General features: G+C 65.5%; 31 protein-coding genes and 1 riboswitch. Of the genes, 11 read left to right on the top strand and 20 right to left on the bottom strand.

The window, feature by feature from the left end:
• Positions 1–24: 24 nt before the first annotated feature.
• On the bottom strand, positions 25–1,215 hold the full coding sequence (locus HF684_RS07610) for a histidine kinase (protein WP_169252011.1): 1,191 nt from the start codon (positions 1,213–1,215) through the stop codon (positions 25–27).
• A 153-nt stretch (positions 1,216–1,368) separates the two neighbouring features.
• Between HF684_RS07610 and HF684_RS07605 the strand changes: the two genes are divergently transcribed.
• Entirely contained in the window at positions 1,369–2,628 is a 1,260-nt protein-coding gene (locus tag HF684_RS07605) for a DedA family protein (RefSeq protein ID WP_169252010.1), read from the top strand.
• On the opposite strand, the gene HF684_RS07600 is transcribed toward HF684_RS07605, so the two are convergent.
• Both HF684_RS07600 and thiE read right to left on the bottom strand, forming a co-directional pair.
• A complete protein-coding gene (locus HF684_RS07600; RefSeq protein ID WP_169252009.1) occupies positions 2,582–3,547 on the bottom strand; it encodes a 2-dehydropantoate 2-reductase in 966 nt (321 codons plus the stop codon). The two genes, HF684_RS07605 and HF684_RS07600, sit on opposite strands and share 47 nt — an antisense overlap.
• The gene (gene thiE / locus HF684_RS07595) at positions 3,544–4,227 is read right to left on the bottom strand and encodes a thiamine phosphate synthase (protein ID WP_248279168.1); all 684 of its coding nucleotides are present in this window, start codon (positions 4,225–4,227) and stop codon (positions 3,544–3,546) included. The genes HF684_RS07600 and thiE overlap by 4 nt, the downstream gene beginning before the upstream one ends.
• Positions 4,228–4,238: 11 nt before the next feature.
• Positions 4,239–4,343, top strand: a riboswitch (TPP riboswitch).
• Here thiE and thiO point away from each other — a divergent pair.
• From thiO to HF684_RS07575, 4 genes are all read left to right on the top strand, one after another.
• Complete coding sequence (gene thiO / locus HF684_RS07590; RefSeq protein ID WP_169252007.1) at positions 4,332–5,492, top strand: glycine oxidase ThiO; 1,161 nt, start codon at positions 4,332–4,334, stop codon at positions 5,490–5,492. (Overlaps the previous riboswitch by 12 nt.)
• Positions 5,489–5,746 carry a sulfur carrier protein ThiS gene (gene thiS, locus HF684_RS07585; protein WP_169252006.1) on the top strand — a complete coding sequence of 86 codons (258 nt, stop codon included), beginning with the start codon at positions 5,489–5,491 and terminating at the stop codon, positions 5,744–5,746. The genes thiO and thiS overlap by 4 nt, the downstream gene beginning before the upstream one ends.
• A gap of 1 nt (position 5,747) precedes the next feature.
• Complete coding sequence (locus tag HF684_RS07580; protein ID WP_169252005.1) at positions 5,748–6,515, top strand: thiazole synthase; 768 nt, start codon at positions 5,748–5,750, stop codon at positions 6,513–6,515.
• Positions 6,512–7,729: a ThiF family adenylyltransferase gene (locus HF684_RS07575; protein ID WP_169252004.1), complete on the top strand. Its 1,218-nt coding sequence runs from the start codon at positions 6,512–6,514 to the stop codon at positions 7,727–7,729. Before HF684_RS07580 ends, HF684_RS07575 begins: the two co-directional genes overlap by 4 nt.
• 33 nt (positions 7,730–7,762) lie before the next feature.
• Here HF684_RS07575 and HF684_RS07570 read toward each other — a convergent pair whose 3' ends face one another.
• A complete protein-coding gene (locus tag HF684_RS07570; RefSeq protein ID WP_169252003.1) occupies positions 7,763–8,278 on the bottom strand; it encodes an SRPBCC family protein in 516 nt (171 codons plus the stop codon).
• A gap of 23 nt (positions 8,279–8,301) precedes the next feature.
• Here HF684_RS07570 and HF684_RS07565 point away from each other — a divergent pair, with 23 nt between their 5' ends.
• On the top strand, positions 8,302–8,946 hold the full coding sequence (locus HF684_RS07565; protein WP_169252002.1) for a mismatch-specific DNA-glycosylase: 645 nt from the start codon (positions 8,302–8,304) through the stop codon (positions 8,944–8,946).
• Between the two features lie 34 nt (positions 8,947–8,980).
• Here the strand turns inward: HF684_RS07565 and HF684_RS07560 are convergent, their stop codons facing one another.
• The 5 genes from HF684_RS07560 to HF684_RS07540 all read right to left on the bottom strand — a co-directional run bounded on the left by HF684_RS07560 (position 8,981) and on the right by HF684_RS07540 (position 13,642).
• Positions 8,981–10,771 (bottom strand): HNH endonuclease signature motif containing protein, encoded by a 1,791-nt coding sequence (locus tag HF684_RS07560; RefSeq protein ID WP_211168090.1) that lies wholly within the window; start codon positions 10,769–10,771, stop codon positions 8,981–8,983.
• Positions 10,772–10,873: 102 nt separating this feature from the next.
• Complete coding sequence (locus HF684_RS07555) at positions 10,874–11,533, bottom strand: thymidine kinase (protein WP_169252001.1); 660 nt, start codon at positions 11,531–11,533, stop codon at positions 10,874–10,876.
• Positions 11,526–12,206 (bottom strand): PepSY domain-containing protein, encoded by a 681-nt coding sequence (locus tag HF684_RS07550; protein WP_169252000.1) that lies wholly within the window; start codon positions 12,204–12,206, stop codon positions 11,526–11,528. Before HF684_RS07550 ends, HF684_RS07555 begins: the two co-directional genes overlap by 8 nt.
• A 132-nt stretch (positions 12,207–12,338) precedes the next feature.
• On the bottom strand, positions 12,339–12,797 hold the full coding sequence (locus HF684_RS07545; protein ID WP_169251999.1) for a VOC family protein: 459 nt from the start codon (positions 12,795–12,797) through the stop codon (positions 12,339–12,341).
• A gap of 125 nt (positions 12,798–12,922) precedes the next feature.
• Positions 12,923–13,642: a hypothetical protein gene (locus tag HF684_RS07540; RefSeq protein ID WP_169251998.1), complete on the bottom strand. Its 720-nt coding sequence runs from the start codon at positions 13,640–13,642 to the stop codon at positions 12,923–12,925.
• A 180-nt stretch (positions 13,643–13,822) separates the two neighbouring features.
• Here HF684_RS07540 and HF684_RS07535 point away from each other — a divergent pair, with 180 nt between their 5' ends.
• Positions 13,823–14,113 carry a YrhK family protein gene (locus HF684_RS07535; RefSeq protein ID WP_025778133.1) on the top strand — a complete coding sequence of 97 codons (291 nt, stop codon included), beginning with the start codon at positions 13,823–13,825 and terminating at the stop codon, positions 14,111–14,113.
• Here HF684_RS07535 and HF684_RS07530 read toward each other — a convergent pair.
• From HF684_RS07530 to HF684_RS07505, 6 genes are all read right to left on the bottom strand, one after another.
• On the bottom strand, positions 14,085–14,582 hold the full coding sequence (locus HF684_RS07530) for an HXXEE domain-containing protein (protein ID WP_169251997.1): 498 nt from the start codon (positions 14,580–14,582) through the stop codon (positions 14,085–14,087). The two genes, HF684_RS07535 and HF684_RS07530, sit on opposite strands and share 29 nt — an antisense overlap.
• An 86-nt stretch (positions 14,583–14,668) precedes the next feature.
• Positions 14,669–16,198 carry an ABC transporter ATP-binding protein gene (locus HF684_RS07525; protein ID WP_169251996.1) on the bottom strand — a complete coding sequence of 510 codons (1,530 nt, stop codon included), beginning with the start codon at positions 16,196–16,198 and terminating at the stop codon, positions 14,669–14,671.
• 10 nt (positions 16,199–16,208) lie between these two features.
• Entirely contained in the window at positions 16,209–17,063 is an 855-nt protein-coding gene (locus tag HF684_RS07520; protein ID WP_169251995.1) for an energy-coupling factor transporter transmembrane component T, read from the bottom strand.
• On the bottom strand, positions 17,060–17,941 hold the full coding sequence (locus HF684_RS07515; RefSeq protein ID WP_169251994.1) for a histidine kinase: 882 nt from the start codon (positions 17,939–17,941) through the stop codon (positions 17,060–17,062). Before HF684_RS07515 ends, HF684_RS07520 begins: the two co-directional genes overlap by 4 nt.
• Positions 17,938–19,098 (bottom strand): nucleoside hydrolase, encoded by a 1,161-nt coding sequence (locus HF684_RS07510; RefSeq protein WP_169251993.1) that lies wholly within the window; start codon positions 19,096–19,098, stop codon positions 17,938–17,940. The genes HF684_RS07515 and HF684_RS07510 overlap by 4 nt, the downstream gene beginning before the upstream one ends.
• Before the next feature lie 26 nt (positions 19,099–19,124).
• Entirely contained in the window at positions 19,125–19,583 is a 459-nt protein-coding gene (locus tag HF684_RS07505) for a DUF2695 domain-containing protein (protein WP_169251992.1), read from the bottom strand.
• Between the two features lie 119 nt (positions 19,584–19,702).
• Between HF684_RS07505 and HF684_RS07500 the strand changes: the two genes are divergently transcribed.
• Positions 19,703–20,623 (top strand): carbohydrate kinase, encoded by a 921-nt coding sequence (locus HF684_RS07500; RefSeq protein WP_169251991.1) that lies wholly within the window; start codon positions 19,703–19,705, stop codon positions 20,621–20,623.
• Here the strand turns inward: HF684_RS07500 and HF684_RS07495 are convergent.
• The 3 genes from HF684_RS07495 to HF684_RS07485 form a co-directional block, all read right to left on the bottom strand.
• Positions 20,613–21,083, bottom strand: a complete 471-nt coding sequence (locus HF684_RS07495) for an SRPBCC domain-containing protein (protein WP_169251990.1) — start codon at positions 21,081–21,083, stop codon at positions 20,613–20,615. The two genes, HF684_RS07500 and HF684_RS07495, sit on opposite strands and share 11 nt — an antisense overlap.
• Positions 21,076–21,408: a VOC family protein gene (locus HF684_RS07490; RefSeq protein ID WP_169251989.1), complete on the bottom strand. Its 333-nt coding sequence runs from the start codon at positions 21,406–21,408 to the stop codon at positions 21,076–21,078. The genes HF684_RS07495 and HF684_RS07490 overlap by 8 nt, the downstream gene beginning before the upstream one ends.
• Positions 21,409–21,511: 103 nt before the next feature.
• A complete protein-coding gene (locus HF684_RS07485; RefSeq protein WP_169251988.1) occupies positions 21,512–21,898 on the bottom strand; it encodes a DoxX family protein in 387 nt (128 codons plus the stop codon).
• Between the two features lie 80 nt (positions 21,899–21,978).
• On the opposite strand from HF684_RS07485, the gene HF684_RS07480 reads away from it, so the two are divergent.
• Complete coding sequence (locus HF684_RS07480) at positions 21,979–22,851, top strand: sigma-70 family RNA polymerase sigma factor (protein WP_169253815.1); 873 nt, start codon at positions 21,979–21,981, stop codon at positions 22,849–22,851.
• Position 22,852: 1 nt separating this feature from the next.
• Here the strand turns inward: HF684_RS07480 and HF684_RS07475 are convergent, their stop codons facing one another.
• A complete protein-coding gene (locus HF684_RS07475; RefSeq protein ID WP_169251987.1) occupies positions 22,853–23,344 on the bottom strand; it encodes a helix-turn-helix domain-containing protein in 492 nt (163 codons plus the stop codon).
• Positions 23,345–23,464: 120 nt separating this feature from the next.
• On the opposite strand from HF684_RS07475, the gene HF684_RS07470 reads away from it, so the two are divergent.
• Positions 23,465–24,103, top strand: a complete 639-nt coding sequence (locus HF684_RS07470) for a dihydrofolate reductase family protein (RefSeq protein ID WP_169251986.1) — start codon at positions 23,465–23,467, stop codon at positions 24,101–24,103.
• Between the two features lie 137 nt (positions 24,104–24,240).
• Here HF684_RS07470 and HF684_RS07465 read toward each other — a convergent pair whose 3' ends face one another.
• On the bottom strand, positions 24,241–24,927 hold the full coding sequence (locus HF684_RS07465; protein ID WP_169251985.1) for an SDR family oxidoreductase: 687 nt from the start codon (positions 24,925–24,927) through the stop codon (positions 24,241–24,243).
• Between the two features lie 201 nt (positions 24,928–25,128).
• Here HF684_RS07465 and HF684_RS07460 point away from each other — a divergent pair, with 201 nt between their 5' ends.
• On the top strand, positions 25,129–25,710 hold the full coding sequence (locus HF684_RS07460; protein ID WP_169251984.1) for a hypothetical protein: 582 nt from the start codon (positions 25,129–25,131) through the stop codon (positions 25,708–25,710).
• Positions 25,711–25,716: the final 6 nt, after the last annotated feature.

The raw sequence follows: 25,716 nt of genomic DNA, 5'->3' as shown, positions 1-25,716 counted from the left end.
TCTCGGCCTGGATCTCACTCGTGCTCACTTCTTCTCCTTCGTCGTGCTGCCGTCCTGTGCTTCGGTCCCGAGCGGGATCCGAGCGCTGACTGTGGTGCCTGCGCCCTCACGGGAGTCGACGTCGAGACTCCCGTCGAGAGCTCCGACCCGCCGCGCGAGCCCTTGGAGTCCTCCCCCGCGCGGATCGGCTCCGCCGACACCGTCGTCGGAGACGGTCACGGTCAACGCGGTCCGGGCCTCGGTGACGATGCTCACCGTGATCGCGGCCGCCTCGGCGTGCTTGACGACGTTCGTCACGGCCTCTCGGACGACGAAATATGCTGCAGACTCCGCTGCCGGCGGAAATCTGCCCTCCGGCACGGTCACGAGGGTCAGCGGAATAGGACTGCGACCGGCGATTCTTTCGAGCACGGGTCGCAGTCCATGGTCGTCCAGCGCTGTCGGATAGACCCGCCACGCGACTTCCCGCATCTCGTCGATGAGGTCCTGGGACTGGCCCAGAGCATCGTCGAGCAGCGCTTGGGACTTCACCGGGTCGGACGCGCGTCTGGCTCGGGCGATGAGCACGGACAGGGAGACGACGTTCTGCTGCACGCCGTCGTGCAGGTCGCGCTCGATCCGGCGTCGTTCCTCGTCGATGGCGAGAACGACTCCACGGCGGGTTGTCAGCAGTTCGCTGATGCGGGTGTAGACGGCGAAGGGGCGCTTCACCTCGACGAAACGCGCATCGATGCGACCGTGCGCCCAGCTTGCCGCCTCGGACAGGGCGATGGCGCCGATGAGGTTCGCCGCCCCGTAGAGGACTCCGACGAAGAGTGTGGGCTGGGAGATCGACCACATGTCGAATCCGATGTTCACGGCTCCCCCGATGAAGAATCCTTGGAAGAGCGAGCCGAGAGTCACGACGACGAATCCGCCGAGGAGGTTTGCAGTGGGGATGATTGCCACTGCTGCGATGAGGCCGTTGCCGAGCAGGAACCGGCGGTGGGTCGGTGCGGAAGCGAGGACGAGTCCGAACCCGTGAGAATGCCGGGCGAGCTCCCAGTCTCGCACCTTGGCGGCCACTCGTGATGAGGGTGAGAGCACGGAGGCGGCGAGGAGCGGAAGACACAGCAGACCGCCCCACACCACCGCGAGGACGGAACGTGCCCAGCGCGCGGCGAACATCCGGGCTTCGGGAGGACGACGGGTGGACAGCGCGCTCGGCCAGGGCATGAATCGATCGTAGCAACGCCCAACACCGGCTCACAGGGGTTCGACCGCAGTCTCGGATTCCGGTTTCCCGCAATGGCGGCTGCCGGTCGACCGCACCGACTGTGTGCCCGACCGCGTACCGTCCCTGCCACCCGGTGCCTAGCGTGGATGACTATGGATCTCGCACTCGAGCTGCTCACCGCCACACTCACCTCACCGTGGGTGTACCTGCTCATCGCCGTGGCTGCGGCGCTGGACTCGCTCGTGCCGATCGTGCCGTCGGAGACTCTGCTCATCACCGCTGCGACCTTCGCCGCTGCGGGTCAGCCTCACCCGGCAGGACTCGTCATCGCCGCAGCCGGCGGCGCTCTCCTCGGCGATCTGGCCGCTCACCTCGTCGGCCGCTTGGCCGCTTCGGGTGTCGGCCGGTGGCGGCGGTGGACTCGAATTGCGGAGCTCCTCGACTCCGCCCGCACGGTCTTCTCACGCCGAGGCGGGACCGTGCTCATCGCCGGTCGGTTCGTTCCCGGGGGCCGCAGCTTGGCGACGATCGGATCCGGCCTGCTCGGATCTCCGACCCGCACCTTTCTGCTCTGGGACGGAATCGGGGCTCTGGCCTGGGCGCTCTATTCGACGGGTATCGGACTCATCGGAGGCACGATATTCGATGACCGGCCGCTGCTCGGAGTCGCTTTCGGCATCGGCATCGCCTTGGCCATCACCGGTGCGGCCGAACTCGTCCGACGATTACGCCGGCGCAGACACGGACGTAGCGGACGCGGCGAACGCCGCCGACGCAGCGGACGCAGCCGACGCCGATTCGACGAACTCCGAGCCCGAGATGTCATGATGGAGGGGATGTCTCAAACACATGTGTGGTACGTCAGCTACGGATCGAACATGGCTCGCGATCGGCTCGCCTGCTATCTGCAGGGCGGGCGACCGCCCGGCGCTAAGGTGACTTATCCAGGTGCCAGAGACGCAGCACTGCCCCGTGCCGAAGCCGGGATCGAACTGCCCGGAACGATCTACTTCGCCGGCGAATCGAAGGTCTGGGGCGGCGGAATGGCCTTCTACGATCATTCTGTCCCCGGACCGACCCCGGCCAAGGCCTACCTCATCACCGCCGAACAGTTCGCCGATGTGGCCGCCCAGGAGATGCACCGCCCACCCGAGCCCGACAGTCCGCTGGAACGCCTCGTCTTCGACCTGCCGGCCGGCAGCTCCCATTCTCTGGGCCCGGGCGGCTACGAAACGCTGCTCGTCCTCAATGTCGCCGATGGCGTCCCCATGGTCACATTCACCGCTGCCCACAGTTCGTCCGACATCCAACACACTCAGCCGCAGGAGCCGTATCTGGCGATGCTGCGCACGGGCACAGCCGAGGTCAGAGCCGCTTCTGGGCTTCCCCAGCCCGCAGCTGCACAAGCGTGAGGTCGAGCAGCGGAGTCGCGACTCCCAGCTCCTCTGCCTTGGCCGACAGATCGCCGAGGATGTGCTCCGTTTCGCTCGGCAGCCCTGCCGTCACATCCCGGTAGAGGGATGAGGTGAAGGCAGAGCCGTCCTCGGTGAGCATCTGCAGCGTCATGTCGTGAGAGGCCTCCGACACCGGGTGTCCGGCCGCGGCCGCCACGGCTTCGAGTTCGTCGATGATGGCATGCACGTGCGATCTGCCGCCTGCTGCCATGATCGCCCCGACCGGGGCGCGGAACAGACAGGTGACGACTCCCGCGGCGGCGATGAAGGTCCACTTCTCCCACAGCCCGTCGATGACTCCATCGACGATCTGGAGTTTGAATCCGGGGGCGTCGAGGGCCTCGGAGATTCGCGTGGGTACGGCCGCGCCGTGAAGATCGCCGATGGTCATCACCGCAAGGTCGGTGAGCTGGACGACGGCTCCGTCTCTGATCGTGCCGACGATCTTGACGAACCCGCCGAGCACCTGCCCGGGGTACCTGTTGTGAAGCTTCTCGATCTGGGCCATGCCGTTGAGGAACGGGATGATCGTCGTCTGCTCTCCCACAGCCGGTCCGATATCGTCGATGACCGAGTCGAGTCCACCCGCTTTGACCGCGACGAGGACGAGGTCGAAGGTCCGCGTTGAGGCACTGAGCTCCTCGGCGGTGATGACATCGACCTGGTTCGTCCGATCGGCACCGGGAGCGGTGAAGCGCAGTCCGTCCGCGCGGACCGTCGCCGCCCGAGCCTGCCGGAGCAGGAACGTGACATCGCGCCCGGCTTCCTGCAGATAGGTGCCGAACGCTCCGCCGGTGGCGCCTGCCCCGGCGATGAGAATCGACAGGTCGGCGCCTGCACCGCGTCCGGTGGATGTGCTGTCAGCTGCTGGGGTCATTCCAACTCCTCCGTGAGCACCCGTGCGACCGCAGCGGGGTCGTCTGCCGAGGTTATCGCACGGACGACGACGGCACGGTTCGCGCCCGCCTGCCGGATCGCGTCCAGTCTCTCCCCTGCCGCGATGCCGCCGATCGCGAACCACGGTTTGCTCGCCTTCGCGGCGGCAGCGGTCAGCAGTGCCGTCCCCACTGCGGCACGGCCGGGTTTCGTCGGGGTCTCCCAGACCGGCCCGACGCAGAAGTAGTCGGTTTCCGGGTCCGCCTCGGCGGCGAGCGCCTGCTCGAGGGAATGGGTGGAGCGTCCGAGGATGACGTCGGGGCCGAGCACGGCCCGGGCCTGACTGCTGGTGAGGTCGCCTTGACCGACGTGGAAGACATCTGCGTCGGTCAGCAGCGCGACATCGGCGCGGTCGTTGACGGAGAAGAGTCTGCCGTGGCGTGCGGCGACATCCCTGAGGACTTCCAATGCTGCGATCTCGGCGCGGGCCTCGAGGCTCTTGTCCCTCAGCTGGATGATGTCGACTCCCCCGCGGTAGGCGGCGTCGAGGAACTCGGCGAGGTCGCCTTGAGCGGTCCGGGCATCGGTGCACAGGTAGAGCGACGCTTCGGCCAAACGGGCCTGCCTCCAGGCTCTCTTCGTCTGCCGCGCTGCGGTGCGCGGTGGCATCTGTGTGGTCATGGTCATAGAGTAGAGGAGTTCGCGGGAGCCTCCCAACGAGGCTGAGAGGGCGTAAGAGCCGACCGTCAGACCTGATGCGGATCATGCCGCCGGAGGGAGTAGCTGTGAGAGTCATCATCGTCGGCGCCGGGATCATCGGCCTGTCCACGGCCTGGTATCTGCGCCGTTTCGGTGCCGATGTCACCATCATCGATCCTGCCCCCGCCCAGGGTGCGAGCCATGCCGCCGCGGGGATGATCGCTCCCGCTGCCGAGGTGGTCTGGGGGCAGACTCCCCTGTATCCGCTGATGCGGACCTCGGCTCAGATGTTTCCGGAATTCGCCGCCGAGGTGGCGAGCGCCGCCGGCACCGATCTCGGTTTCACAGATGCCGGGACCTTGGTGTGTGCGGGTGACCGGGCTGATCTGCAGGCTCTGCGGGAACTGCGCGAAGCACAATCGCGATCGGGTTTCGCCACCGAGCTCATCACCGGCAGTGCCGCCCGCCATATCGAACCGTCGCTGTCGCCTGCCGTGGCCGGGGCTGTGCACATTCCCGGTGATCACTCGATCGATCCGCGTCGTGTATCGGCGGGACTGCTGTCTGCTCTTGCGGCTGGCTCAGAATCGCTCCTCATCCGGCAGCGGGTGGCCGAGCTGCTGGGGGATGGTGCGGCGACAACCGGCGTCACACTGGGAGACGGCCGCCGGTTGGAAGCCGACCAGGTGGTCGTCTGCGCCGGCAGCGCCACCACCGAGATCGCCGGTGCCCCGCCGCTGCCGATCCGGGAAGTCTGGGGTGATGTGCTGCGCTTGCGTGCCCCCGCCGAGGCGACTCCCCTGCTGACTCGGACCATCCGCGGGTTGGTCAACGGTCGTCCTGTCTACCTGGTTCCCCGCCCCGACGGTGAGATCGTGCTCGGTGCCAGTTCCCGTGAGGACGGGCTCTCCGGCACCCCTGCCGGGGCGATCCACCGGCTGCTCTCTGACGGGCAGCGATTGGTCCCGGGCATCCTCGACGCGGAGATCACCGACATCACCACCCGTGCTCGTCCTGGTTCTCCCGACGACCTGCCGATGATCGGGCGCATCGATCCCGGCTGCGTTGTGAGCACCGGCTACTTCCGACATGGCATCCTCTTGGCCCCGTTCGGCGGCCGGCTCGGCGCCGAGCTCGCCCTGGGTGCTGCCTCCGACTGGCCTCCTGACGGGACGCTCGAGTCCGTGTCCCCACACCGCTTCACCACAGACCACACCACCGCCTACCCGATGAGGAGCAACTCATGACCGATCGCGACCACCCACCGACCATCGTCCTCAACGGCGACCATCATGAGCTGCCGGGTGCCACCTCGGCGCTCGACCTCATCGCCGAGGTCACCGGACGGGAACTGAATCCCGATGGGACACCGGCCGACGGCGGACGCTTAGGGCTGGCCCTGGCCGTCGACGGCGAGGTCATCCGTCGCGGTGCCTGGTCCGGGTTCGCCCTGGCCGACGGGCACACCGTCGACATCGTCACCGCAGTGCAGGGAGGCTGAGATGAGCTGGATGGTCGATGACGTGGAGATGTCGTCTCGCCTCGTGATGGGCACGGGCGGGGCGAGTTCCCTGAGCATCCTCGAAGACGCCCTCGTGGCCTCGGGAACCGAGCTGACCACAGTGGCGATGCGGCGCTTCGACGCCGAGTCCCGGGACTCGGTGTTCACCATGCTGCAGCGTCTGGGAATCCGGGTGCTGCCGAACACCGCCGGCTGCTATACGGCCCGGGATGCCGTGCTCACCGCCCGACTGGCCAGGGAGGCCCTGGAGACGAACTGGGTGAAGCTCGAGGTCATCGCCGATGAGGACACCCTGCTCCCGGACCCCGTCGAGCTCTTCACCGCCGCCGAGGAGCTCGTCCTCGACGGGTTCACGGTCTTCGCCTACACGAACGATGATCCGGCTCTGGCGAAACGTCTGGAGGATGCCGGGGTGGCCGTGGTGATGCCGGCAGGTGCTCCGATCGGCAGTGGGCTGGGCATCCTCAACCCTCACAACATCGAGACCATCGTCTCCCGTGCACAGGTGCCCGTCATCCTCGACGCCGGTGTCGGCACCGCCTCCGATGCGGCTCTGGCGATGGAGCTCGGGTGCACCGCGGTTCTCCTGGCCTCTGCCGTCACTCGCGCTCACGACGCCCACGCCATGGCTCGGGCGATGGCTCTGGCCGTCGAGGCCGGGCATCTGGCGGCCGGAGCCGGGAGGATCCCCAAACGACCGTTGGCATTGGCATCATCGCCGTTCGATGGAATGGTCGCAGCACAATGACCACCGCTGCCTCCACTCCTCCGTCGCTGCCGCCGCTCGTCGACCCCGTGGACTCCCTGTCCCGGACGGAGCTGGAACGCTACTCCCGGCACCTGAGCCTGCCGGGATTCGGACTTCAGGGACAACGGCGTCTGCGGGCCGCCTCGGTGCTGGTCATCGGCGCCGGAGGACTCGGTTCACCGGTGCTCAGCAATCTCGCCGCTGCCGGCGTCGGACAGCTGACCATCATCGATGACGATGTGGTCGAGTCGTCGAACCTGCAGCGCCAGATCATCCACCGGGATGACGATGTGGGTCGACCGAAGGTCACCTCTGCCGCCGATGCCGTGCACCGGCTCGATCCGAACTTCGAGGTGCGCACGATCGAGGAACGGCTGAGCCCGGAGAATGCGCTCGGTCTCTTCGCTGCACACGATGTCGTCATCGACGGGGCGGACAACTTCGCGACCAGGTACCTGTCCAATGATGCCGCCGAACTCACCGGCACCCCGCTGGTGTGGGGCACGATCTTCCGCTTCGCCGGTCAGGTGAGCACGTTCGTCCCCGGTCACGGGCCGATGCTGCGCGACCTGTTCCCGGATATCCCGGAACCCGATTCGGTGCCCAACTGCGCCGAGGGCGGAGTCCTCGGCGTCCTGTGCGGAACCGTGGGCTCGGCGATGGCGACCGAGGCGATCAAACTCATCTGCGGCATCGGCACCCCTTTCATCGGTCGGCTGCTGCGCTATGAGGCGTTGACCGGGGAGTACACGACCCTGCGGTTCTCCCCCGATCCCGACCGTCCCCCGGTCACTGATCTCACCGAGGTGGCCGCCGCCTGTGCTGTGGACCTTGACGGCGGCGGCATGGCAGAGCCTGCGGCGGATGAGATCGACGTCGCCGAATTCCTGTCCGTCGAAGACGATGTGCTTGTCGTCGATCTGCGGGAGGACTGGGAACGTGAACTGGCGGTCATCCCCGGCTCAGTCCATCTGCCTCTCGGCGGCCTCCGAGACGGCGGGTGGCGGGCCCTGGAGTCGGCGCTCGGTGACTCCGGTCGAGCAGGGTCACCGGTCGATATCGTCATCCACTGCAAGTCCGGGGCCCGGTCGGCCGAAGCCGCCCAGATACTGTCCGGTTCGGTGCCGGCCGGATTCCGTCTGCGCTCCCTTGCCGGCGGCATCGATGCGTGGGAGGCCGCCGCTCGGGCCCCGGCAGACCAAAGGGACCAGTGACCGGCAGCTTCAGCGGCCCAGCGGCCGCTTAGCTCAGGAGCCGGACCGGTCGGCCAGTCGTGATCGCAGTCCCCGCTCACCGGCTCTCATCACTGCTCCGTGCATGAGTCCGGACAGCGGTCGCATCGCTCGGATAGTCGTTCTGCTCGTCGTCACACACCACAGAGAATCGATTGTCGTCACGCCTGCCGAGGCGGTCAGAGTCCATCGGCCCTCGCCCCGCAGATCACCATTCGCCCGGAAACGGATGAGATGGGGCGCATCGACCTCGTCGACTTCGATGGAGAAGCGCAGGGACCACCCGATCGGTGCGTGGACCAGAAGGCGGGCTCGACTGCCTGGGGTCACCGGAAGATCGGCGGCGTCAACGTCAGCCTGTGCTGCTCCGACCTTTTCGGCTGCTGTCAGTCCCGGCCACCACCCCGGCCACTGGTCGACCCGTTCCAGAACAGCCCACACCGATTCGATTCCGGCGTCGACGATCCACCGGTCGTCGAAATGGAAGGGTGCGGACTCTCCGGGCTGTGGGGTCACATGTTCGTGGCTCATGGTACGACGGTAGTGTGAAAGGTGTGAGTGAGGACAACTTCGTCAGCAATCGTCGGCCATCGCCTCTGGGCGGCCGCAAACCGACCAAGGACGATCTCGCGGATTTCGCGACGGATGATCCGAATGCGATCGACGATATTCTGCCGAGCGATTCCTCAGGGCTGAAGCTGCTCATCGTCGGCATCAACCCGGGGCTGTGGACGGCTGCGGTGAATGCGCCGTTCGCGCGTCCCGGCAATCGGTTCTGGCCGTCTCTGCATCAGGCGGGCCTGACCGACCACCAGGTCGATGCCTCTCGTGGGCTCGAGCCTGCGGATGAACAGCAGCTGCTGCGTCGCGGCATCGGCCTGACCAACCTCATCGGGCGAGCCACTGTCCGGGCCGACGAACTCTCCCGGCAGGAGCTGCGCGAGGGGGCGGCCCACCTCATCGGACGTCTTTCCGATGTCCGCCCCCGTGCCGTGGCGATCGCCGGGATCACCGCGTTCAGGACTGGTTTCGCACAGCCGAAGGCTCAGCTCGGTCAGCAGGATACGACGCTGATCGAAGGGTGGCCCGATGAGGTGGCTCTGCATGTGGTGCCGCAGCCCAGCGGGCTCAACGCCCACTACCAGGTCGCCGACCTCGCCCGGATCTGGCGCGAGGTGTGGGAGAGCATCGACGACTGACACGGAAACCCGTTGTCGAGGATGGAGGGCACGTTCATTCGCCTTTGGACTTCCGCCCAGCAGAATTGTGGAAAGAATAGCTGAATGCAGGTTGGCTGCCACCATGGCCTCCAGCCGCTGCCTCGGCTCGCCGGAACCCGACATGCTCCCGGATGCCGGTGAGCAGCAGCTCCTCGACCGGGCTCAGCGGCTCGAAGTCCGCGTCGTAGACATCAACGCTGACGGTGGTGGTCCCGATTCTCAGCGGTGGCGGCTGCTCGGCCCGACGAATGAACCGCCACGGCAGGAAGATCCGCCGCTGCTGGTCGTCGGGACCTTCGTCAGCACCCTCGACCTCTCCTGATGCAGGTGCTTCGCCCGATGCAGACGACTCTCCCGACGCAGGCGCACCAGACCCGAGTGCGGTGTCTGCAGCTACAGGGCCTGCAGCTGTGCTGTCTTCGGCCGTGGCGGCCGGTGGTGTTGGTCCGCCCTCAACAGTTGGTGGGTCGGAACCGACGGCCGGGGTCGGCGGACCGGTTCCCGCGAGAATACCCGGCGGAGCAGTCGTCTCGGCGACGCTCTCGCCGCCGACCAGGCCCGGGTCGGGCTCGCTGATCGGTTTGGTGCGCGAGCGGTAGCGGTGGCCCGTGGGCGTGACCACTTCGAGCGCATCCGGCGTTGCCCTATGCCGCCACCCCGCGAGTTCCTTCGCATAATTGCAGGCCGCGCACAGGCCGGAGGAGTTCTCCCATTCGGTGTCTCCGCCGGCGGCGAAGGAGACCGCGTGATCGGCCTGCTTGATCGGCGCGTCGCACCAGGGCGAGCGGCACACATCATCACGCATAACAATCATGCGCCGGAGCAGTCCGGCAAACTCCCTGCGGCGAGAATCCATCCGCACAAGCTGTCCGTCCTCCGGCCGCGTGTACAGGCGACGTAGGAACACCGCAGCATCATTCTCGGCCACGAAATCCCTGGCAACCTCGGCCGGGATCGGTCCGACTCCGGGGAACCATGCCGATTCCTCCCCCGGTGCGAACAGACTGCTCGCCTGCATGATCAGGTGCACCTCCGTCGGCACGGCCTTGGCCGATTCCTGCCCGGTCAGGCGTTCGACCAGCAGGTCTGCCGCGATCTGACTCTGCGAGCGACCGTCGGCTTCACCCGTGGCGATGACAGACTGTGCCGATTTCGTCAGGTTCGCAAAGGCGGCAACCGCCTGCGGCATCGGCAGCAGCGCGGTCAGGTAGGCCATGTTCCCCGGAGCCGGACGCACACTCACCGAACGCTCTTCGATGCAGCGTTCCAGGTGGTCGACCGCGGCCTGCTGGTCGAGCTTCTGCGCAAGCGCTCGCACCTCGTTGCCGAGTCGCCTGACACCCACCTCGGAAAGGCGTTCGGCCATGCACTCATCGAGCTCATGCTTCTTCTCCCTCGGCAGCCAGTCGGACTCCTTGGCAACAACCCGCGCTTTCTCTTCCGAGATGTCACCGCCCTTCATCGCCGCAAACGTCCTCGGCAGGTCCATGAGCAGAGTCCGGGAGAACTTCAACAGTGCGTCTCCGCGGGAGCGCGAGACCTTCCTCGCCAGGGCCACCTCGGCTCCGAGGCCACGTCCCTGCTTCTTGCTGGCGACACCGTCTTCGGCTTCGCGATTGCGGCGGAGCATGTCGAACGTCAGGGTCTCACGGGCCTGCGCGGCCGCACTCGCCGACGCGAGTTCCTCGAGTGCAGTGATGCGATCGATGGCTTCTTCCTCGGTCTTCGCCGGGGGCAGTTCGGACAGACTGACACGCCACCGACGGATCTCGGTGAGAACGTCTGGAACCTGCTCTGCTTCCATGCCCAAAACACTATCGGTCGCCACTGACATAAGAATCCTGACCGACGTTCTCCCATGTCAGAAGCAACACCCCACCGGCAAAGGCGAGAGTCCTGTCACCGGCTATGTCTGAGAACTGCTGACAGCTGACGTTGTGGCACGCCTCCGATTGAAGTGTTCGCGACAGCGGGCGACATAGGCGTCGAGGCCCCCGACGTGGCTGGCATCGATGGCGGTGGCGACAGGACTCGGTGGGTCCTCATCCGAGGCCGCCTCCGATGCCTCTGCAGCACTCGATCCGCGCTGCGAGTCTTTGAGCCGTTGATGGAAGACGGCATCGCGGCCGCAGATCGTGCAGACCGCGGTGAGCCTGAGCACTTCTTCGGCCACGGCCATGAGACTCGGCAGCGGTTCGAACGGCTCTCCGTCGAAGGTCACGCACAGCCCCTCGACGATGACGTCGAACCCGTCGCGAAGGAGCCCCTCGACTATGGGAATGAGCTCGGGTCCGAAGAACTGAGCCTCATCGATGGCGACGAGATCATAGTCGGCAGAGCGGGCCGCCTCGGCGAGGGAGTCCACGTCCGACAGCGGCACCGCGGGGATGTGTGCTCCGATATGTGAGGTGATCGTCGAGATCGGCGAGCGGGTGTCGAGCGAATGGGACACCACGAGGACAGCCACGCCGGCGATGGTCGCCCTCCTCACCCGGCGCATGAGCTCCTCGGACTTGCCGGAGAACATGGGCCCGGCGATGACGATGAGGCGACCGGTGTCAGTCATCGTCGACGGTGACGCGTTTGGTGTCGGTGTCGACGGTGACTTCCGTCTCCTCCCCGCCATCGGAGAAGTCGAATTGGTATTCCTGCATGCTGTCGTCGTATTCGAGCTTCCAGCCGACGAGCTTGCCGGACGCCTTCTCCTGCGCGAGTTTGAGTGCGTCGTCGAAGGTCATCGGGTCGTTGAGGTCGATGGGCTCTTCCTTGTCGTCGGTCGAATCCTGCTCGTGTTCGACGATATTTCCGGAGTCGGCGTCGATCTCGACGTCGTGGTCGGTGGTGCCGTCGAGGATCGAGACGTCGTACTGCCAGGCCCCGTCCTTCTCGTCCCAGTCGAGTTCGATGCCGTGGACGATTCCGTCTCCGACTTCCTTCTTCGCCGTCTCGATCGCGTCGCCGGCACTGACCGCCGGCGCATCTTTGCTCAGATCTGCATCGGCGGGGAGCCCCTGTCCGGACGAGTCCTGCGTCGAGTCCTGCTCGCTGTCGTCGTCGGCGTTCTCATCCTTGTCGTCCGTGGCCTCATCGGCGTTGTCCGACGACGAGTCGCTGGCGGCGGGACTGTCTTGAGTGTCATCACCGCCGTCCCCGGAGCCGCTTCCGGTACACCCGGCCAAACCGAGAGAAAGAGCCGCGAGTCCTGCCGCTGTGCTCAATGCCATGCGTTTCGTCTTCATGGGGCTCACGCTAGCAGCGAACGCGTCGGGCCACAGAGCTTCTGAGAAAAGTCTCATCTGCGCGAACGCCGATTCTCCATCGAGCTCGGAGCACGCCTCGTCCAGGCGCCGGCGTTCGATGAGTTCGGATCCTCAGTCAAGGCAGAACTCGTTGCCCTCAGGGTCGGCCATGATGATGAAGCCCTGCTCCATCGGCGGATCGGGATCGACACGTCTGAGCCGATGTCCTCCGAACTCTGACAGGCGCACGCATTCGGCTTCCAGCGCCTCCATCCGTTCCTCGCCTTCGAGGCCCGGTGCCGATCGGACGTCGAGATGGATGCGGTTCTTCACCGTTTTGGCTTCGGGGACGGTCTGGAAGAACAGGCGAGGTCCGATGCCCTCGGGGTCTTCGATGGCCGCGCGCATGTTCTCCGGCCCGAGCTCGATCCCGAGTTCGGCGATGAAGGCTTTCCAAGCGTCGAACGGATCGTCGTCGCCGAGTTCGACGCCCGGCGGGCCAGGAATGATGTAGCCGAGTGCCGATGCCCAGAACCTCGCCGTCTTCACCGGGTCATGGCAGTCGAAAGTGACCTGGACTCTTCTGCTCATCTCAGTCTCTCCTCTCTGAGTAAGGGTCGCGCGCCGACCAGCGGTGTCATCACCGACCAGTCACCGGTTTCCGGACCGCACAGGTCCCATCATCCTCCCTGTTCGTCAGAACGACCAGCACCGGATCAGACAGCCAACGGCTCGTCGAGGGAGAACAGACTCGGGATCTCGTGCCTGATCGTCTCCCCGAAGGTGGGCGCCCCGCCGAAGAGTCCTTCGACCGCATCGACGGTGTGCAGCACTCGATCGCGTGAGATCGAGGGCATGAGGTCGCCGTCCTTGAGGTAGCGCTTGAGTGAGCCGGTCGCAGCTGCCCTCAGCCCGAGGCGACCGGCGATGGACCATGTGATGCATTCGGTTTCGAAACGCACCTGGGCCCTGTCGATCCCGGGCTCACTGCCGATGACGCCGAACTTCGGCCGATCGCCACGGTGACCTGCGAAGACGAGGGCCAACTCCTCGATCAGGTGCACGAGCATCACTGTGGGGCTGCGGGTCGTCGGCAGCGTCTCGGGCAGCAGATCCTTTCCGCGCATGGCGGCGATGACCGTGTTGAGGCCGTCCCAGGTCGGGGCACGGTTCGCGGTGTCGGGGCCGGCCGACTCGGTGGACGCCGTCGATCCCGCAGCGGGAGGGACTGAGGGTTCCGCAGCGGGAGGGACCGTCGATCCCGCAGCGGGAGGGACTGACGCTTCCAGGCAGGATCGGGAGACTATCGCCGCATCGAATGCTGTGAGCTGGGGAGACCGGCGGACAACACAGAGCAGCTCGTCCCACGACAGGAGTGAGCTGCGCTCGCGTGGCTCACTGTAGAGGGCGTCGAATGAGTGCGGGTTTACGTCCATACGCTCAATCTAGGACTCGACACTGACATGAGATTCGGCGAGCCCCGGACCTGCACGACATGCCGGTCTGCCAGTAGGCTCGCACTGCAAGGACAGTAGCAGGGCTCCGCCGAGATCCCAGGAATGAGGAACTGAGGAACTGAGCAGGGCGGCGTCCCGGCGACGGAAGAGGAGAGTCACATGGCTGAGAACAACGGCGACATTCATCTGCATATCGGGCCCGAAGAGCTTGTCATCCGCCAGCGCTACCAGGTCATCAGCATCGCCAATGATGTGCTCATCGGCGTGTGGTTCCTCATCGGCAGCTTCATGTTCTTCTCCGACGCTCTGATGACCACCGGCACCTGGCTGTTCGTCATCGGCAGCATCGAAATGCTCATCCGCCCGGTCATCCGACTCATCCGGCACCTGCATCTGCAGAGGTTCCGCGGATCCAGCGGCGTCACCGCCGACTCGGGATACGACTTCTGAACAGGGACGACCAGTCGAACCTGACGAGGACGTGGGCGGCCACCGCCACCGCGCCCATCGTCGGTGCACCGCGGGCCCAGTCGCCGGCGGTCAGCGGTCTGCCGAGTACGGCGAGTTCCCGTCGGGCATAAGCGGCGCCCGGCCACATGATCGGCAGAGCCGTGATCACTCCCGCGGTGTATCGTCGAGCTGCGACTGCCGAGAGCAGGTGGGTGAACACGTGAGCTTCGAGGCCTGCGACCGACGCCCGATAGAAGCGTGAGGCTCCCCCTGTCCGAACCCCTCGGATGCCGGCAGCGGCGAGCCCGGCCCCGACCACTCCGATCGCGGCCACGCTCTGCTTCGTCGACATCCGCACAGCGTCGATTCCAGTGAGATCGGCGATGTAGTCGGTCGTCGCGGGGAACGTCAATGCCTCCTCCGCGTCGTGGAGAGCCCAAGCGGCGAACAGCATGATCGGTCCGCGCATTGCGTTCCCTTCAGACGACAGAACTCACAGACTCATTGCACCACACAATCGGTTCGGAGGTCCGTTGTCGCAGGGGCCGTGCCGCTTCAGGACAGGTTCCCTCGTCCATCAGCGAGGTGGAATCGACGGTGAGAGGATTCCTGGGCCCACCGGTGGTCATGGGTTGTTGCGAGGACGGCGCCGCCTCGGGCCAGGAAGCCATCGATGATCGCGCTCAACCGGTCCATTCCCGCTCGGTCGCGACCGATCGTGGGTTCGTCGAGAAGCAGGACTTCTGCGCCTGTGACAAGGGCCGAGGCGATGACGAGGTCTTTGCGCCGGGGTGTGTCGAGGTCGAATGGATGCTCCTCACACACGGCAGCCAGATCGGCCTCGTCCAACGCCGTGTCGACGACGCGGCGACGCTGTTCGATCATTTCCGGCCGATCGCGCCGCCGGTGGCGCGGCAGCGGAGCCGCACGCATGAGTTCGGATCGCACGGTCGCCGCCGAGAGCTGAACGCCGGGATCCTGTCCGACCCATCCCAGATGAGCGCTGCGGACGTGGGCGGGCAGGTCCAGCAGATTCGTCCTTTCGCCGAGGCGGCTCGCCGTGACCGTGCCCGCGCAGTCAGCCGACCGATCGAGGAGTCCGATGAGCCCGCGCAGCAGAGTCGACTTCCCCGCTCCGTTGGCGCCGGTGAGGGTGATCAGCTCACCGGGGTGAAGTTCGAAGTCGACGCACTTGAGCACAACTGTGCCTGCGCGGTCCACGCCGAAGTCCCTCACCTTAAGCACGGGTTCCGTTCTCACGGGTGCGGTCGGAATGACCGGTCCGGGCGGGTCAACGGGACGGGTGTCCCAGACTCCCTGCCGCAGTGCGGAACGGCCCAGTTCGTCACCTGTACCTGCGTCAGCGTCGGTGTCCGCGCCAGCGTCGGTGTCGGCGCCAGCGTCGGCATCGGTGTCGGCGTCGGTGTCGGATTCAGTGTCGACCCCGGAATCCCCGGGCGCGACGTGCGCTGGCCTCAGCCTGCCCGCGTCGAGGAAACGCACCTCGTGGCAGGAGAGAGCGAGCTCGTCGATCTGGTGTCCGGTGATGAGCACCGACCGCCCACGATCACAGGTCTGCCGCAGGGCCGCCGCCAGACCTCGACGCATATCGGGGTCGAGTGACTGCGAGGGCTGGTCCAGAATGAGCAGATCGGGATCGAGTGCGGTGATCCTCGACAACGCCACCAATTGGCGCTGACCGCCGGAGAGCGTATCGAGACGGCGGGCCCACAGGTCGTCGATCCCCAACCGTGCCAGCGCAGCCCGCGCCCGCTCCTCTGACTCGGCTCCCGCAATGCCGCGCAATCTGCACGCCAACTGGACCTCATCCTCGACGTGGCTGGTCATTCCGCTCAATTGGGCTTCCGGATCATCGCCGAGGAGGCCGACAGTCCCAGCGACATCGACGTGCCCGGTCGATGTTCCTCTGGCTCCGAGCAGACCGGCCAACGCCCGAGCAAGGGTCGAAGTTCCCGATCCGACGGGACCGAGAACCGCGGTCATCGATCCTGCCGGCAGCGACAGGGTGACATCGGTCAGAGCCTGGGTCTCTTCACCGGCGTAGGTCAATCCGAAACCTGTCATCGCCGTCACCTCAGCGGACACCGATCAGTTGAGAGGAGTCCGGCAGCGGCAGCACACCGGCCACCGAGGCGGCGACGAGACCGACCGCGAGGACAGCGATGGTGAGACGCAGCAGTCCCTGTCCGCGACCGGTGTGGTAGTCGTGCAGTTCGACACGGCGACTGTTCGCTCCGAGGCCGCTCTGTTCGAGCACCTCGTGGCGCTGTTCGACCTCGATGAGCACCGAGGTGAACAGGCCCGTGACGATGCCCGGCAACAGCCGCATTCGCACGCGCCAGTGCTGCGTCGCCCAGCCTCGGGCCTTGCGGGCTTCGATGACGTGGCGGGTTCGGGCGCCGATGAGAGGGATGAGTCCGATTGCGGAGGCGCACACATAGGCGATGCTGTCGGGCAGTCGGAGCATGCGCAGACCATCGAAGAGTCGAGCCGAATCGGTGCCGAGGCCGAAGAGGGCACACAGGCCGATGAGTGCGGCCACACGCAGCCAGATCTGGATTGCAATGCTCAGTCCTTCGACGCTGAGATGCGCCGGTCCTGCCTCCCAGAGGACATGCACCTCGGCGCCCGGGTAGAAGAATCCCTGCACAATGACGAGCACGAACAGCGTCGGCAGGCACAGCACGGCGACACCGAGGGCCCACGACCGCAGACGCAGCGCCGGTGAGACGACGACTGTGAGCACGGTGGCGACGATGACGGCCATGGGCGCCACGGGTGAGGGCACCCCGAAGACGAGCAGGAGGCTGCTGAAGAGGATGACGATCTCGGTCGCCGGATGCAGCCGGCGACCGAGGTCAGTGCGACCGTCATCTGGAGGCGCGGCGGCGCTTCCGGTACTGGAGGACTTGGGACCGGCGGCGATCATTCCGCCGCAGGCGCCGACTCGACTGTCGCTCCGGCAGACGCTGTGCTCTCATTCGACGCAGACTTCTGGCGGCTGTGCAGGGCGAAGGGGTAGCGACCGATGATGCGTTTGGGCAGCGACCGGATGACGACATAGGCGAGGGCGAAGATGAGCGCCTTATCGACGATGTCGGAGACCATGCTCTGAGCGAAGGTGGCGTTGAACATCTCGAGGCCCGCGGCTTGGAGGATGGCCACGACTCCCCCGGTTCCGGCTCCGAGTCCGCCGCCGAAGACGTAGGCGGCTACGGGTGCTCCGATGGCACCGGCGGGAACCCCGGCGACGGCGCCGACGATGACCGCCGTCCAGGGTGTGCGGAAGACCCCGAGTCGTGCTGCCCAGCCGGCGGCAGCTCCGATGAAGGCGGCCCCGGAGCTGAAGGCGATGACGCTGGGGCTCAGGGTCACGCCCCAGACGAGGTTCGAGATGATTCCCGTGAAGGCACCTGCGGCGGGCCCTGCCAGGACGCCGATGAGCACCGTTCCGATGGAGTCGAGGTAGAGGGGTACGGGGGTGTAGTTGCCAATGACCTGCCCGATGACGATGTTGAGGGCGATGGCGACCGGAATGAGGGCGAGAACGCTGCGGGGAATCAGCGGGAGAGTGCCGGCGGCGAGCAGAATGCCTCCGACCAGATAGCCGAGCATGACCCACAGAGTGGTATGGCCGAGGTCGACACCGAGGTTGGCCGGTTGGGTCAGCAGCACGGCGACGTAGGTGCCGATGACGATGAGGGTGCCGAGCAGAGTGAGGGCGAGAGCTAGGGTGCGGTTGCGGTTTTGTCCGGGACCGACCGTGGTGGTCGGCCCCTGCCCAGACTGTCTGGAGTGTGCGGTCATGCTGGTGGTCCTTTCATCAGGGTGGAGCTGAGGTGGTCGAGGAAGGCAGGAGCGTCGATGGTGCGGATGATCTCTGCATTCACGGGGCGGCTCCACCGCCCCAGCCAATCGGCGACGGTTTCGCCTCGTGTGAGTGTACCCGTGAGTTCGACATCGACTGGTGCCCACAGCGTCGACGCCCACGGCAGCTCCCCCGCAGATCCTCGTACGGGCACCGGAGCCGCCGCCTCCGAGACGTTGGTGTTCGGATCTTTGGGCGCTGTCCCGAGCGACGCAACGGTGTTCTGTCGCGCCCAGGACAGGGCGCAGGCGAGGACGAAAGGGTCGTGGATGTGGGCGAGATAACCGAGTCCGTCGGATTCGTGAAACTCGAAGTAGAAGCGCAGAGCTTCGGAAAGCTGTTCGAGGACCGACTGCCAGTGGTCATCGGCACCGTTGGCAGAGGCTCCGTCGAGGATCGTGGTGAGGCGCTCGGGTGTCATCTCAACGGCTTCGGTCGCTTCGATGGGGGCGATGACCGGCAGGTGTCCGAGGTGACTGTTCGCATGCGCTGTGCCGAATGCCTCGAGCACTCGGGCCGTGGACTCGGGATCGAAGGTGACGTTCCATTCCGTCGTCGGGTGGGTGTTGCCGCGGTAATTGAATGCTCCGCCCATGATGAAGAGGCGCTTGAACAGACTCGGCAGATCCGGGTCGATCTCGAGGGCCAAGGCGAGATTCGTGGCCGGACCGATGACGACGCCGAGGAGCTGGCCGGGATGGGCGTGAGCAGCATCGACCCACGCTTGAGCAGCCGATACCGAACTCGCCGGGGCGCTCGGGTCCGGCACCCGCGCGTATCCGCGTCCGGTCTCGCCATGGGTGAGGTCGGCGTATTCCAGGACTTCGCCCGTTGCCGTCTCCGATGCCTGCGATTCCGCCTGCAGGGCCTGCCGTGCCAGTGGAAGACTGTGGCCGGCGTGGACGGGAACGTCGCTGCGCCCGGCCAGCGTCAGCCAACCGCGGGTGTTCTCGACGACCTGGGCGGTGGCCACGTTGCCTCCGGATGCGGCAATGCCGACGACGTCGACGTCGTCTTGGCAGCACAGGTAGGCCAGCGCAATGGCATCGTCGATTCCGGGGTCGCAGTCGAGGAAGAGCGGCAGAGTGGAAGACATGGTCTCATTCTGCCGGACGCGTGCGCTCACCAACGTCGGACGCGAGCCCAATTTCCGCAGGCTTGCGTGGACCCCCTTCTCACCAATCGACAGCAGAGGTAGAGCCTCGTCGAAGGAGGTTCGTCGATTCCGAACCTCTCTCTCATGTCGATGGCTTCCTCACTGCCGAAGGGAGTGCCGATGAGCTCGCCGAACGGCATGCTGGTGATCCACGGTTTGGCGGCGAAGGTGAAGGCGTTGAGGAACATCTCACAGTCGCAGCAGCAGGCACCCATGCTGCTCAGCCGCGCGAGCAGCGCCGTGGCACGTGGAGCCGTACGGTCGCGGAAGCCTTCTGCGAACCGGTGTGTGCCATTGCAGCCGAATTCCCCGAGCTGGCGGAACACATAGCAGGCCAGGCATTCGCCGGGGCGCGGTGCGAAGACGCGGGCGGTTTCCTCATCGATGATCGTTCTGACGTCGTTGTCAATGGTGTTCTTGTCCATGACCACACAGTTGCAGACGGCACTGACATGAAATGAAGTCGATTCCTACCATTCACCTATTTTTGTCCTATTTATGCTGGTCACGGCCGTGGAAAGATTTTCAGCTTAGAATCGTGTCCATGAGCATTCTCGTCATCGGTGAAGCCCTCATCGACATCGTCAGTTCGCCCGGTGTTCCCGACCGCTATGCACCGGGTGGAGCGCCGGCCAATGTCGCTCTCGGTTTGGGCCGCCTCGGCGACGAGGTCCAGTTCCTCACCGATGTCGGTGATGACTTCCACGGCGGATTCCTTCTCGCTCACCTGCGGGAGTCCCAGGTTGACGTGCTCGCCACCCCTCGAGGCGGCACCTCCACAGCGCTGGCCCGCCTGGCCGATGACGGTTCGGCCGAGTACGAGTTCCAGCTGCGGTGGGATCCCGATTCGTCGCTGCTCGGAAGCAGCGCCCATTCGGTCTTGCATTTCGCGTCGATCGCAGCTTTCCTCGAGCCGGGCTCCGCCGTGATCGACCGACTCCTCGACGCTGTCCCGGAACAGTCAGATCCGCAGACGGCAGGCCTGCAGAGAGCAGGGACGCTCATCTCCTTCGACCCGAACATCCGGCCGTCGATCGTCGGTTCCCACGAGGATGTGCTGCCACGATTCGAGGAGTTGGCGCGTCGGGTCGACGTCCTCAAACTCAGCGATGTCGATGCCGATTGGCTCTATCCCGATCTCTCTGAAGAAGAACAGGTCGATCGTCTGCTCGATCTTGGTCCGGGCGTGGTGGCGATGACTCGCGGAGGTGACGGCGCGATCTTGGCGACCGCCTCGGCGCGGGTGACGGTGGATTCGGCTCGGGTCGACGTGACGGATACGATCGGAGCCGGAGACACGTTCATGGTCTCCCTCATCCACGATCTGCATGCCTCGACATCACCGGTGGCCTCCCTCGGTGCGGCTGAGCTCATGGCCCTGGGGGATCGTGCATCTGCGCTGGCCGGGATCACCGTCGGCCGCAGCGGCGCAGATCTTCCGTGGGCCGCGGATCTCACGAACTGAGGAACTCGCCGAGCTGTCGCAGGCAGATGCCGTGGCCGTTGCGGTGTCCGTCGATCATTCCCTCACCGACGAAGGACACGACTTGGTCGACGAGCCCGACCCGGGTACCTGTCGGGATGGCGGTCAGGGTCCAGGTGATGATGGCCGTCGAGAGGATCCCATCGTCTTTGGTGAGAGTCTCGGTGGTCACGATATGACGCTCCGGTTCCAATGAGCAGTACTGACCGGTGGAAACGAATTCCAGCGCTCCTCGTGATCCACAGCGGGCACGGATCGCTCCGCCCGGACGGAATTCGTCGATGTCACAGACCATCTCCTCACCTTCGGGGACTCCCCACTGCACGCGCTGCCCGGTATCGGCGAAAGCGCTCCACACCACCGAGATCGGGTGCTCGAAATCAGCGCCGAGGCGGATCGTCGCGGTCACCGGCAGGCGCTGATCGGATGCTGTTTCACTCACCGAAGAACACCACCAGATTGCCGTCCGGGTCGCTGACCGGAAGGATGCGCTGTCCGCCTCCGGGGCTCGGCTCGTCGTGGTCGATTCCGACCGCTCGCAGACGCTCGGCCATCTTGTCGAGGTCGTCCACGTCGAGAACCACGTTGGAGCGTCCGGCTCGCTGCGGGTCCTCCCAGATCTGGATTCCGAACCTCTCGTCGAAGAGCCATTGGGCCAGCCCCGCCATCGGCTTGTCATCCGGCTGTCTTTCGAAGAGTCGGGAATACCATTCGGTCGCCGCCTTCTCGCCGGTGACAACGATATTGGCCATGAGCCCTGTGATCATGATCGCTCCTTCGGGATCAGCCTTGAGGGTGAGTGATTGCATTCTGCAATCACCTATTCCATGGAAGCACACATCGAACCCAGGAACAAGAGCGATGCTCAGCTCAGCCCCCGAACGGGGCCAACGCAAACCGGCCCCATGCGAGGAACGCAAACACCAACAGGTAGGTGGTGTCCCCTGCCATCAGACCCCATTCGCTGCGACGAAATCGGGTCGTCGCCGCCCCTGTCATGACCAGCATGAGTCCACACGCCGCGATCGGCGAGAGAATCGGAAGGATCCCCACCAGCGGCGGCACGATCAGTCCGATCACCCCGAGGAGTTTGATTGTTCCGATGGCCTTGATATGACCCGAACTGAAATCGTCCACCCAGTGCTGGCTGCGAGCCAGCGACCGATACTTCTCCTTGGACAGGACGACCTGCGAAGCTCCGCCGATGCCGAAAGCCACTGCCATTGCGGCGGCGACGACCCATAGTACGATATCCATCATTGCAATTCTCCCTTGCCGAAAGAGCCCGGTCGGACTCTCATACCGATGACGCACCGCCGCCAGGAAAGGTAACAGCCATCGCGCAGTCATCGTCGACTTCGGAGTTCGAAGCTCATCGCCCTCGCCTCACTGCGTTGGCCACGAGAGTGCTCGGCTCGCATTCGGACGCCGAGGATGCCGTTCAGGAGACATGGCTCCGCTGGGAGAGGAACGGGCCGGAGTCCATCGACAATCTCGGCGGGTGGCTGACCCGGGTCGTCGGACGCATCTGCCTCGATGCGCTCCGCCGACGCACCACGCGGGGAGAATCGTCGCTTGATGCCTGGGTCGAAGAAGCCATCGTCGACGAGGATGACCCGACGCCAGAGCAGAACGCAACGTTGTCGGATTCGCTCGGCCCGGCCATGCTCATCGTGCTCGACTCACTGCGCCCGGAGGAGCGAGTCGCCTTCGTCCTCCATGACATGTTCTCGGTGCCCTTTGCTGAGATCGCGGCCGTCATCGGATCCTCGGAAGCGGCGGCGAAGATGGCCGCCAGTCGGGCCCGGCGCAAGGTCAAGGACACGCCGAGTCCCTCAGGTGAGCTTTCACAACGTCGTGCTGTCGTCGACGCATTCCTCACCGCCGCACGGAACGGTGACTTCGACGCTCTGCTCCACATTCTCGACCCGGGACTGTCGTGGCACCGCAGCAACGCCCGGGGCCACATGGTCCGGATGGGTGCGAACGAGGTGCTCGCAGCGATTCGGCGAGGCGATCCGGACAGGATCGAAGTTCGCAAGGTCAACGTCAACGGCGAGCCGGGTCTTCTCGTTTCGACCGCAAGCGGTCACCGATTGGGACTCATGGCATGCACCGTGGCAGACGGCAGAATGGTCGGTATCGTCTCGATCACATCAAGGAGGCTGTTGGAGGAGCTGAGACTGCCGGGGCAGCAGCCCTCACCTTGATTCAACTTCCGGAGATCTCCGCCTCGTAGGCGGCCCGCAGCCGCTCTGAGGAACGCGGAGCTTCCGGGTCGGGACGCGGCACGCCGAGGTGGATCTCCCGGAGTTCATCCATGAGGCCATCCACGAGCTGTGGATCTTCGGCCATGAGGCGGGACCGGATCGTCAACTCCGGGGAGGTCTCCCGGTGCGTCATCCCCCAGGTACCGAGGGCCACCATGACCGGCAGGGTCTGGATACCCGCCTCGGTGAGGGAGTATTCGGCTCGCTGCCCGCGCGTGGCTTCCGCCCTTGTCAGCAGCCCTTCATCGACGAGCTTCTTCAGCCGGCTGGAGAGCATGTTCGACGCGATGCCCTCGTCATTGCGGGTGAGCAGCTCACGAAAGTGGCGGCGATCGCCGAAGATGATGTCGCGCAGGACGATGAGCGACCAGTTGTCCCCGAGCACCTCGACCGCGGCATTGATGGCACATCCCGAGCGCGGCTGTGCAGACATCATTCCACCTCCAGTGATTGCATTCTACAACTACCCGATCGTACACTGGGTCCACTTCCCCGGAACCAACGCCATCCGTCGGACTGAATACATCAGCCGAACCACCACATCGGAGTGCTCATGGCCAAAGCGTGTGTCAACAATCTCTTCGTCTCCCTCGACGGCTTCGCTGCCGGCGAGTTCGTCACCTTCGATCAGCCGATCGGCGAAGCCGAAGCACTGTTCTCCTTCTTCGACGGCCGCGGCATCGAGGGTGTGGACAAGGTCGACGCCCCGGTGACCGCAGATCGCGCTCTGTTCGCGATGTGGGGGCAGGGCATCGGAGCCGAGATCATGGGCAGGAAGAAGTTCGGTCCGCAGACGGGACCATGGCCCGACGACGGCTGGCGGGGCTGGTGGGGTGAGGAACCGCCGTTCAAGACCCCGTGCTTCGTCCTCACCCATCATCCGCGGGAGCCCATGGAGTTCGACAACGGGACGAGCTTCCATTTCGTCGATGCGGCCCCGGACGAAGTCCTCGCCGAGGCGACCGAAGCAGCCGGAGGACTCAATGTCCGCATCGGAGGCGGACCCTCGACCGTCAGGCAGTTCCTCACAGCCGGTCTCATCGACTTCATGCACATCGTCGTCGTACCCATCACTCTGGGCCGGGGCGTCTCGCTCTGGGAGGGCCTCGAGGGACTTGAGAAGGATTTCACGATCGAGAGCCTCACCACGGACAGTGGTCTGACCCATCAGCTGTGGAATCGCCGAGGCTGATCTGCCCGAGGACTCCGGGGTCCGGTCCCTGCCGGTGCGACAATGCCGATGGCCCGCCGTTCCCTATCGGAACGGCGGGCCATCGGGTCAGTGGGCCGCTCGGACCCGGGTGACGGCTCGGAGTGGTCGGACTCAGCTCAGCTGATGGCTTCGGCGATGGGGGTCTGTCCGTCGTAGAAATTCACGGTCTCACGCACGGCCGCCGATTCGGCGATGACGTGCGTGATGACGTCGGCGACGAGTTCGCGGGAGGTCACACGCACCTCGTCTGCAGGGCGCTCCCCTTCAAGGTCACCGGCGGCATCGGCGATGAGGACCTTCCCGCTGGAGGGTTCGAGGGTCAGACCGCCCGGGCCGAGAATCGTGAAGTCGAGATCGCTGCCGCGCAGGTGGTCATCGGCACCGCTCTTGGCCTCGACGTAGGGGTAGAAGGAGCTCTCCGGGTCGACGCGATCACGGTCGACGCTCGCGCTGGCGTAGGAGACCATGACGAAGCGCTTGACTCCCGCCTGTCCTGCCGCGTCGACCGAGCGCTTGGCGGCCTCGAGGTCGACGGCCCTGGTCCGGTCCGGGTTGCCGCCTCCGGCTCCGGCGGAGAACACGACGGCCTGGGCGCCGGCGAACAGATCGGCGAGCGCCTGGGTGTCGGCGGTTTCGATGTCGAGGACGACTGGGTTGGCCTCAGCGGCCTCGATATCGGCCGACTGCTCGGGATTTCGGATCACCGAGTCGACGGTGAAGCCTGCAGCCTTGAGCTTGGGCGCAGCCAGGAGGGCGATCTTTCCATGGCCGCCGAGAATAACGACACGAGCTGACTCAGACATATCTTCCTCTGCTGTTGGTGATGGTCGTACCTCGCACAGCAATCATTCGGCCGCGCGTATTCCCGACGGTCTCACTCACCGCCCGAGAAGTGTTGGACTCAGCGCCTGACCACCGTCGACGACGGGGATTCGCTGAAGCCTGCCCGTGGGGTTTGTGTCCGAATGCTCAGGTCGGTCACAGCGGCCGGTACGCTGAAGCCTATGCCCGAGGACTATTCGCCTGCCGCCGTCGTGCACCGGTTGGAGCGCGGACGCCCCGTATCGATCCCCTCGTCGACGCGACACATCGTCCTCACCTTGGTCCTCGCTCTCATCATCGGATTCGGGCTGCTCGCCGCCTTCGTGTGGATCGTCACCGCCACGATCAGCGACGGCCGCAGCTGGTGGCTCATCATCGCCAATCTGCGCATGTGGGCCTTCGTCGTCGGCATCATCGGCTGCCTCGTCGTCGCTCCGATCGGCGTGTTCCTGCGACTGCACCGACGAGAATCCCTCGTCCTCTCTCCTGCAGGAGTCTCCCTGGCCCGAAACGGCCGGATCCTGCCCGCAACGTTCTTGCCGTGGCATGACATCAAGATGGTCGTGTTCGAACGTGCCGTCTCCCGCGGCCCGAAGATGCTCGCCTACATCCTCACCGAGGAAGCGACCCGCCGATTGCGCAGACGGGGGCTCAAACCCCGCATCCTTGTCCGCAGCGGATTCGTCCTCAGCCACCGCCGACTGCATCCGGTGCTGGCGGCCGCTCATGCCCGGTTCTCGGCACAGTCCCAGGGACGCTGGTAGGTTCGC

It is taken from the genome of Brevibacterium sp. 'Marine' (assembly GCF_012844365.1).
Lineage (GTDB): Bacteria > Actinomycetota > Actinomycetes > Actinomycetales > Brevibacteriaceae > Brevibacterium.
This window is presented reverse-complemented; position numbering and strand designations above follow the sequence as displayed.

What these genes read in the sequence shown, in the direction of transcription:
- HF684_RS07560 (WP_211168090.1), bottom strand. Translation starts at nt 10,771, where the DNA reads ATGGAAGCAGAGCAGGTTCCAGACGTTCTCACCGAGATCCGTCGGTGG.
- HF684_RS07555 (WP_169252001.1), bottom strand. Translation starts at nt 11,533, where the DNA reads ATGACTGACACCGGTCGCCTCATCGTCATCGCCGGGCCCATGTTCTCC.
- HF684_RS07460 (WP_169251984.1), top strand. Translation starts at nt 25,129, where the DNA reads ATGCCCGAGGACTATTCGCCTGCCGCCGTCGTGCACCGGTTGGAGCGC.
- HF684_RS07600 (WP_169252009.1), bottom strand. Translation starts at nt 3,547, where the DNA reads ATGACCCCAGCAGCTGACAGCACATCCACCGGACGCGGTGCAGGCGCC.
- HF684_RS07520 (WP_169251995.1), bottom strand. Translation starts at nt 17,063, where the DNA reads ATGATCGCCGCCGGTCCCAAGTCCTCCAGTACCGGAAGCGCCGCCGCG.
- HF684_RS07535 (WP_025778133.1), top strand. Translation starts at nt 13,823, where the DNA reads ATGGCTGAGAACAACGGCGACATTCATCTGCATATCGGGCCCGAAGAG.
- HF684_RS07545 (WP_169251999.1), bottom strand. Translation starts at nt 12,797, where the DNA reads ATGAGCAGAAGAGTCCAGGTCACTTTCGACTGCCATGACCCGGTGAAG.
- HF684_RS07575 (WP_169252004.1), top strand. Translation starts at nt 6,512, where the DNA reads ATGACCACCGCTGCCTCCACTCCTCCGTCGCTGCCGCCGCTCGTCGAC.
- HF684_RS07540 (WP_169251998.1), bottom strand. Translation starts at nt 13,642, where the DNA reads ATGGACGTAAACCCGCACTCATTCGACGCCCTCTACAGTGAGCCACGC.
- HF684_RS07570 (WP_169252003.1), bottom strand. Translation starts at nt 8,278, where the DNA reads ATGAGCCACGAACATGTGACCCCACAGCCCGGAGAGTCCGCACCCTTC.
- HF684_RS07475 (WP_169251987.1), bottom strand. Translation starts at nt 23,344, where the DNA reads ATGTCTGCACAGCCGCGCTCGGGATGTGCCATCAATGCCGCGGTCGAG.
- HF684_RS07510 (WP_169251993.1), bottom strand. Translation starts at nt 19,098, where the DNA reads ATGTCTTCCACTCTGCCGCTCTTCCTCGACTGCGACCCCGGAATCGAC.
- HF684_RS07530 (WP_169251997.1), bottom strand. Translation starts at nt 14,582, where the DNA reads ATGCGCGGACCGATCATGCTGTTCGCCGCTTGGGCTCTCCACGACGCG.
- thiS (WP_169252006.1), top strand. Translation starts at nt 5,489, where the DNA reads ATGACCGATCGCGACCACCCACCGACCATCGTCCTCAACGGCGACCAT.
- thiE (WP_248279168.1), bottom strand. Translation starts at nt 4,227, where the DNA reads ATGACCACACAGATGCCACCGCGCACCGCAGCGCGGCAGACGAAGAGA.
- HF684_RS07525 (WP_169251996.1), bottom strand. Translation starts at nt 16,198, where the DNA reads ATGACAGGTTTCGGATTGACCTACGCCGGTGAAGAGACCCAGGCTCTG.
- HF684_RS07485 (WP_169251988.1), bottom strand. Translation starts at nt 21,898, where the DNA reads ATGGATATCGTACTATGGGTCGTCGCCGCCGCAATGGCAGTGGCTTTC.
- HF684_RS07515 (WP_169251994.1), bottom strand. Translation starts at nt 17,941, where the DNA reads ATGACCGCACACTCCAGACAGTCTGGGCAGGGGCCGACCACCACGGTC.
- HF684_RS07465 (WP_169251985.1), bottom strand. Translation starts at nt 24,927, where the DNA reads ATGTCTGAGTCAGCTCGTGTCGTTATTCTCGGCGGCCATGGAAAGATC.
- HF684_RS07610 (WP_169252011.1), bottom strand. Translation starts at nt 1,215, where the DNA reads ATGCCCTGGCCGAGCGCGCTGTCCACCCGTCGTCCTCCCGAAGCCCGG.
- HF684_RS07605 (WP_169252010.1), top strand. Translation starts at nt 1,369, where the DNA reads ATGGATCTCGCACTCGAGCTGCTCACCGCCACACTCACCTCACCGTGG.
- HF684_RS07550 (WP_169252000.1), bottom strand. Translation starts at nt 12,206, where the DNA reads ATGAAGACGAAACGCATGGCATTGAGCACAGCGGCAGGACTCGCGGCT.
- HF684_RS07470 (WP_169251986.1), top strand. Translation starts at nt 23,465, where the DNA reads ATGGCCAAAGCGTGTGTCAACAATCTCTTCGTCTCCCTCGACGGCTTC.
- HF684_RS07490 (WP_169251989.1), bottom strand. Translation starts at nt 21,408, where the DNA reads ATGATCACAGGGCTCATGGCCAATATCGTTGTCACCGGCGAGAAGGCG.
- HF684_RS07580 (WP_169252005.1), top strand. Translation starts at nt 5,748, where the DNA reads ATGAGCTGGATGGTCGATGACGTGGAGATGTCGTCTCGCCTCGTGATG.
- HF684_RS07505 (WP_169251992.1), bottom strand. Translation starts at nt 19,583, where the DNA reads ATGGACAAGAACACCATTGACAACGACGTCAGAACGATCATCGATGAG.
- HF684_RS07500 (WP_169251991.1), top strand. Translation starts at nt 19,703, where the DNA reads ATGAGCATTCTCGTCATCGGTGAAGCCCTCATCGACATCGTCAGTTCG.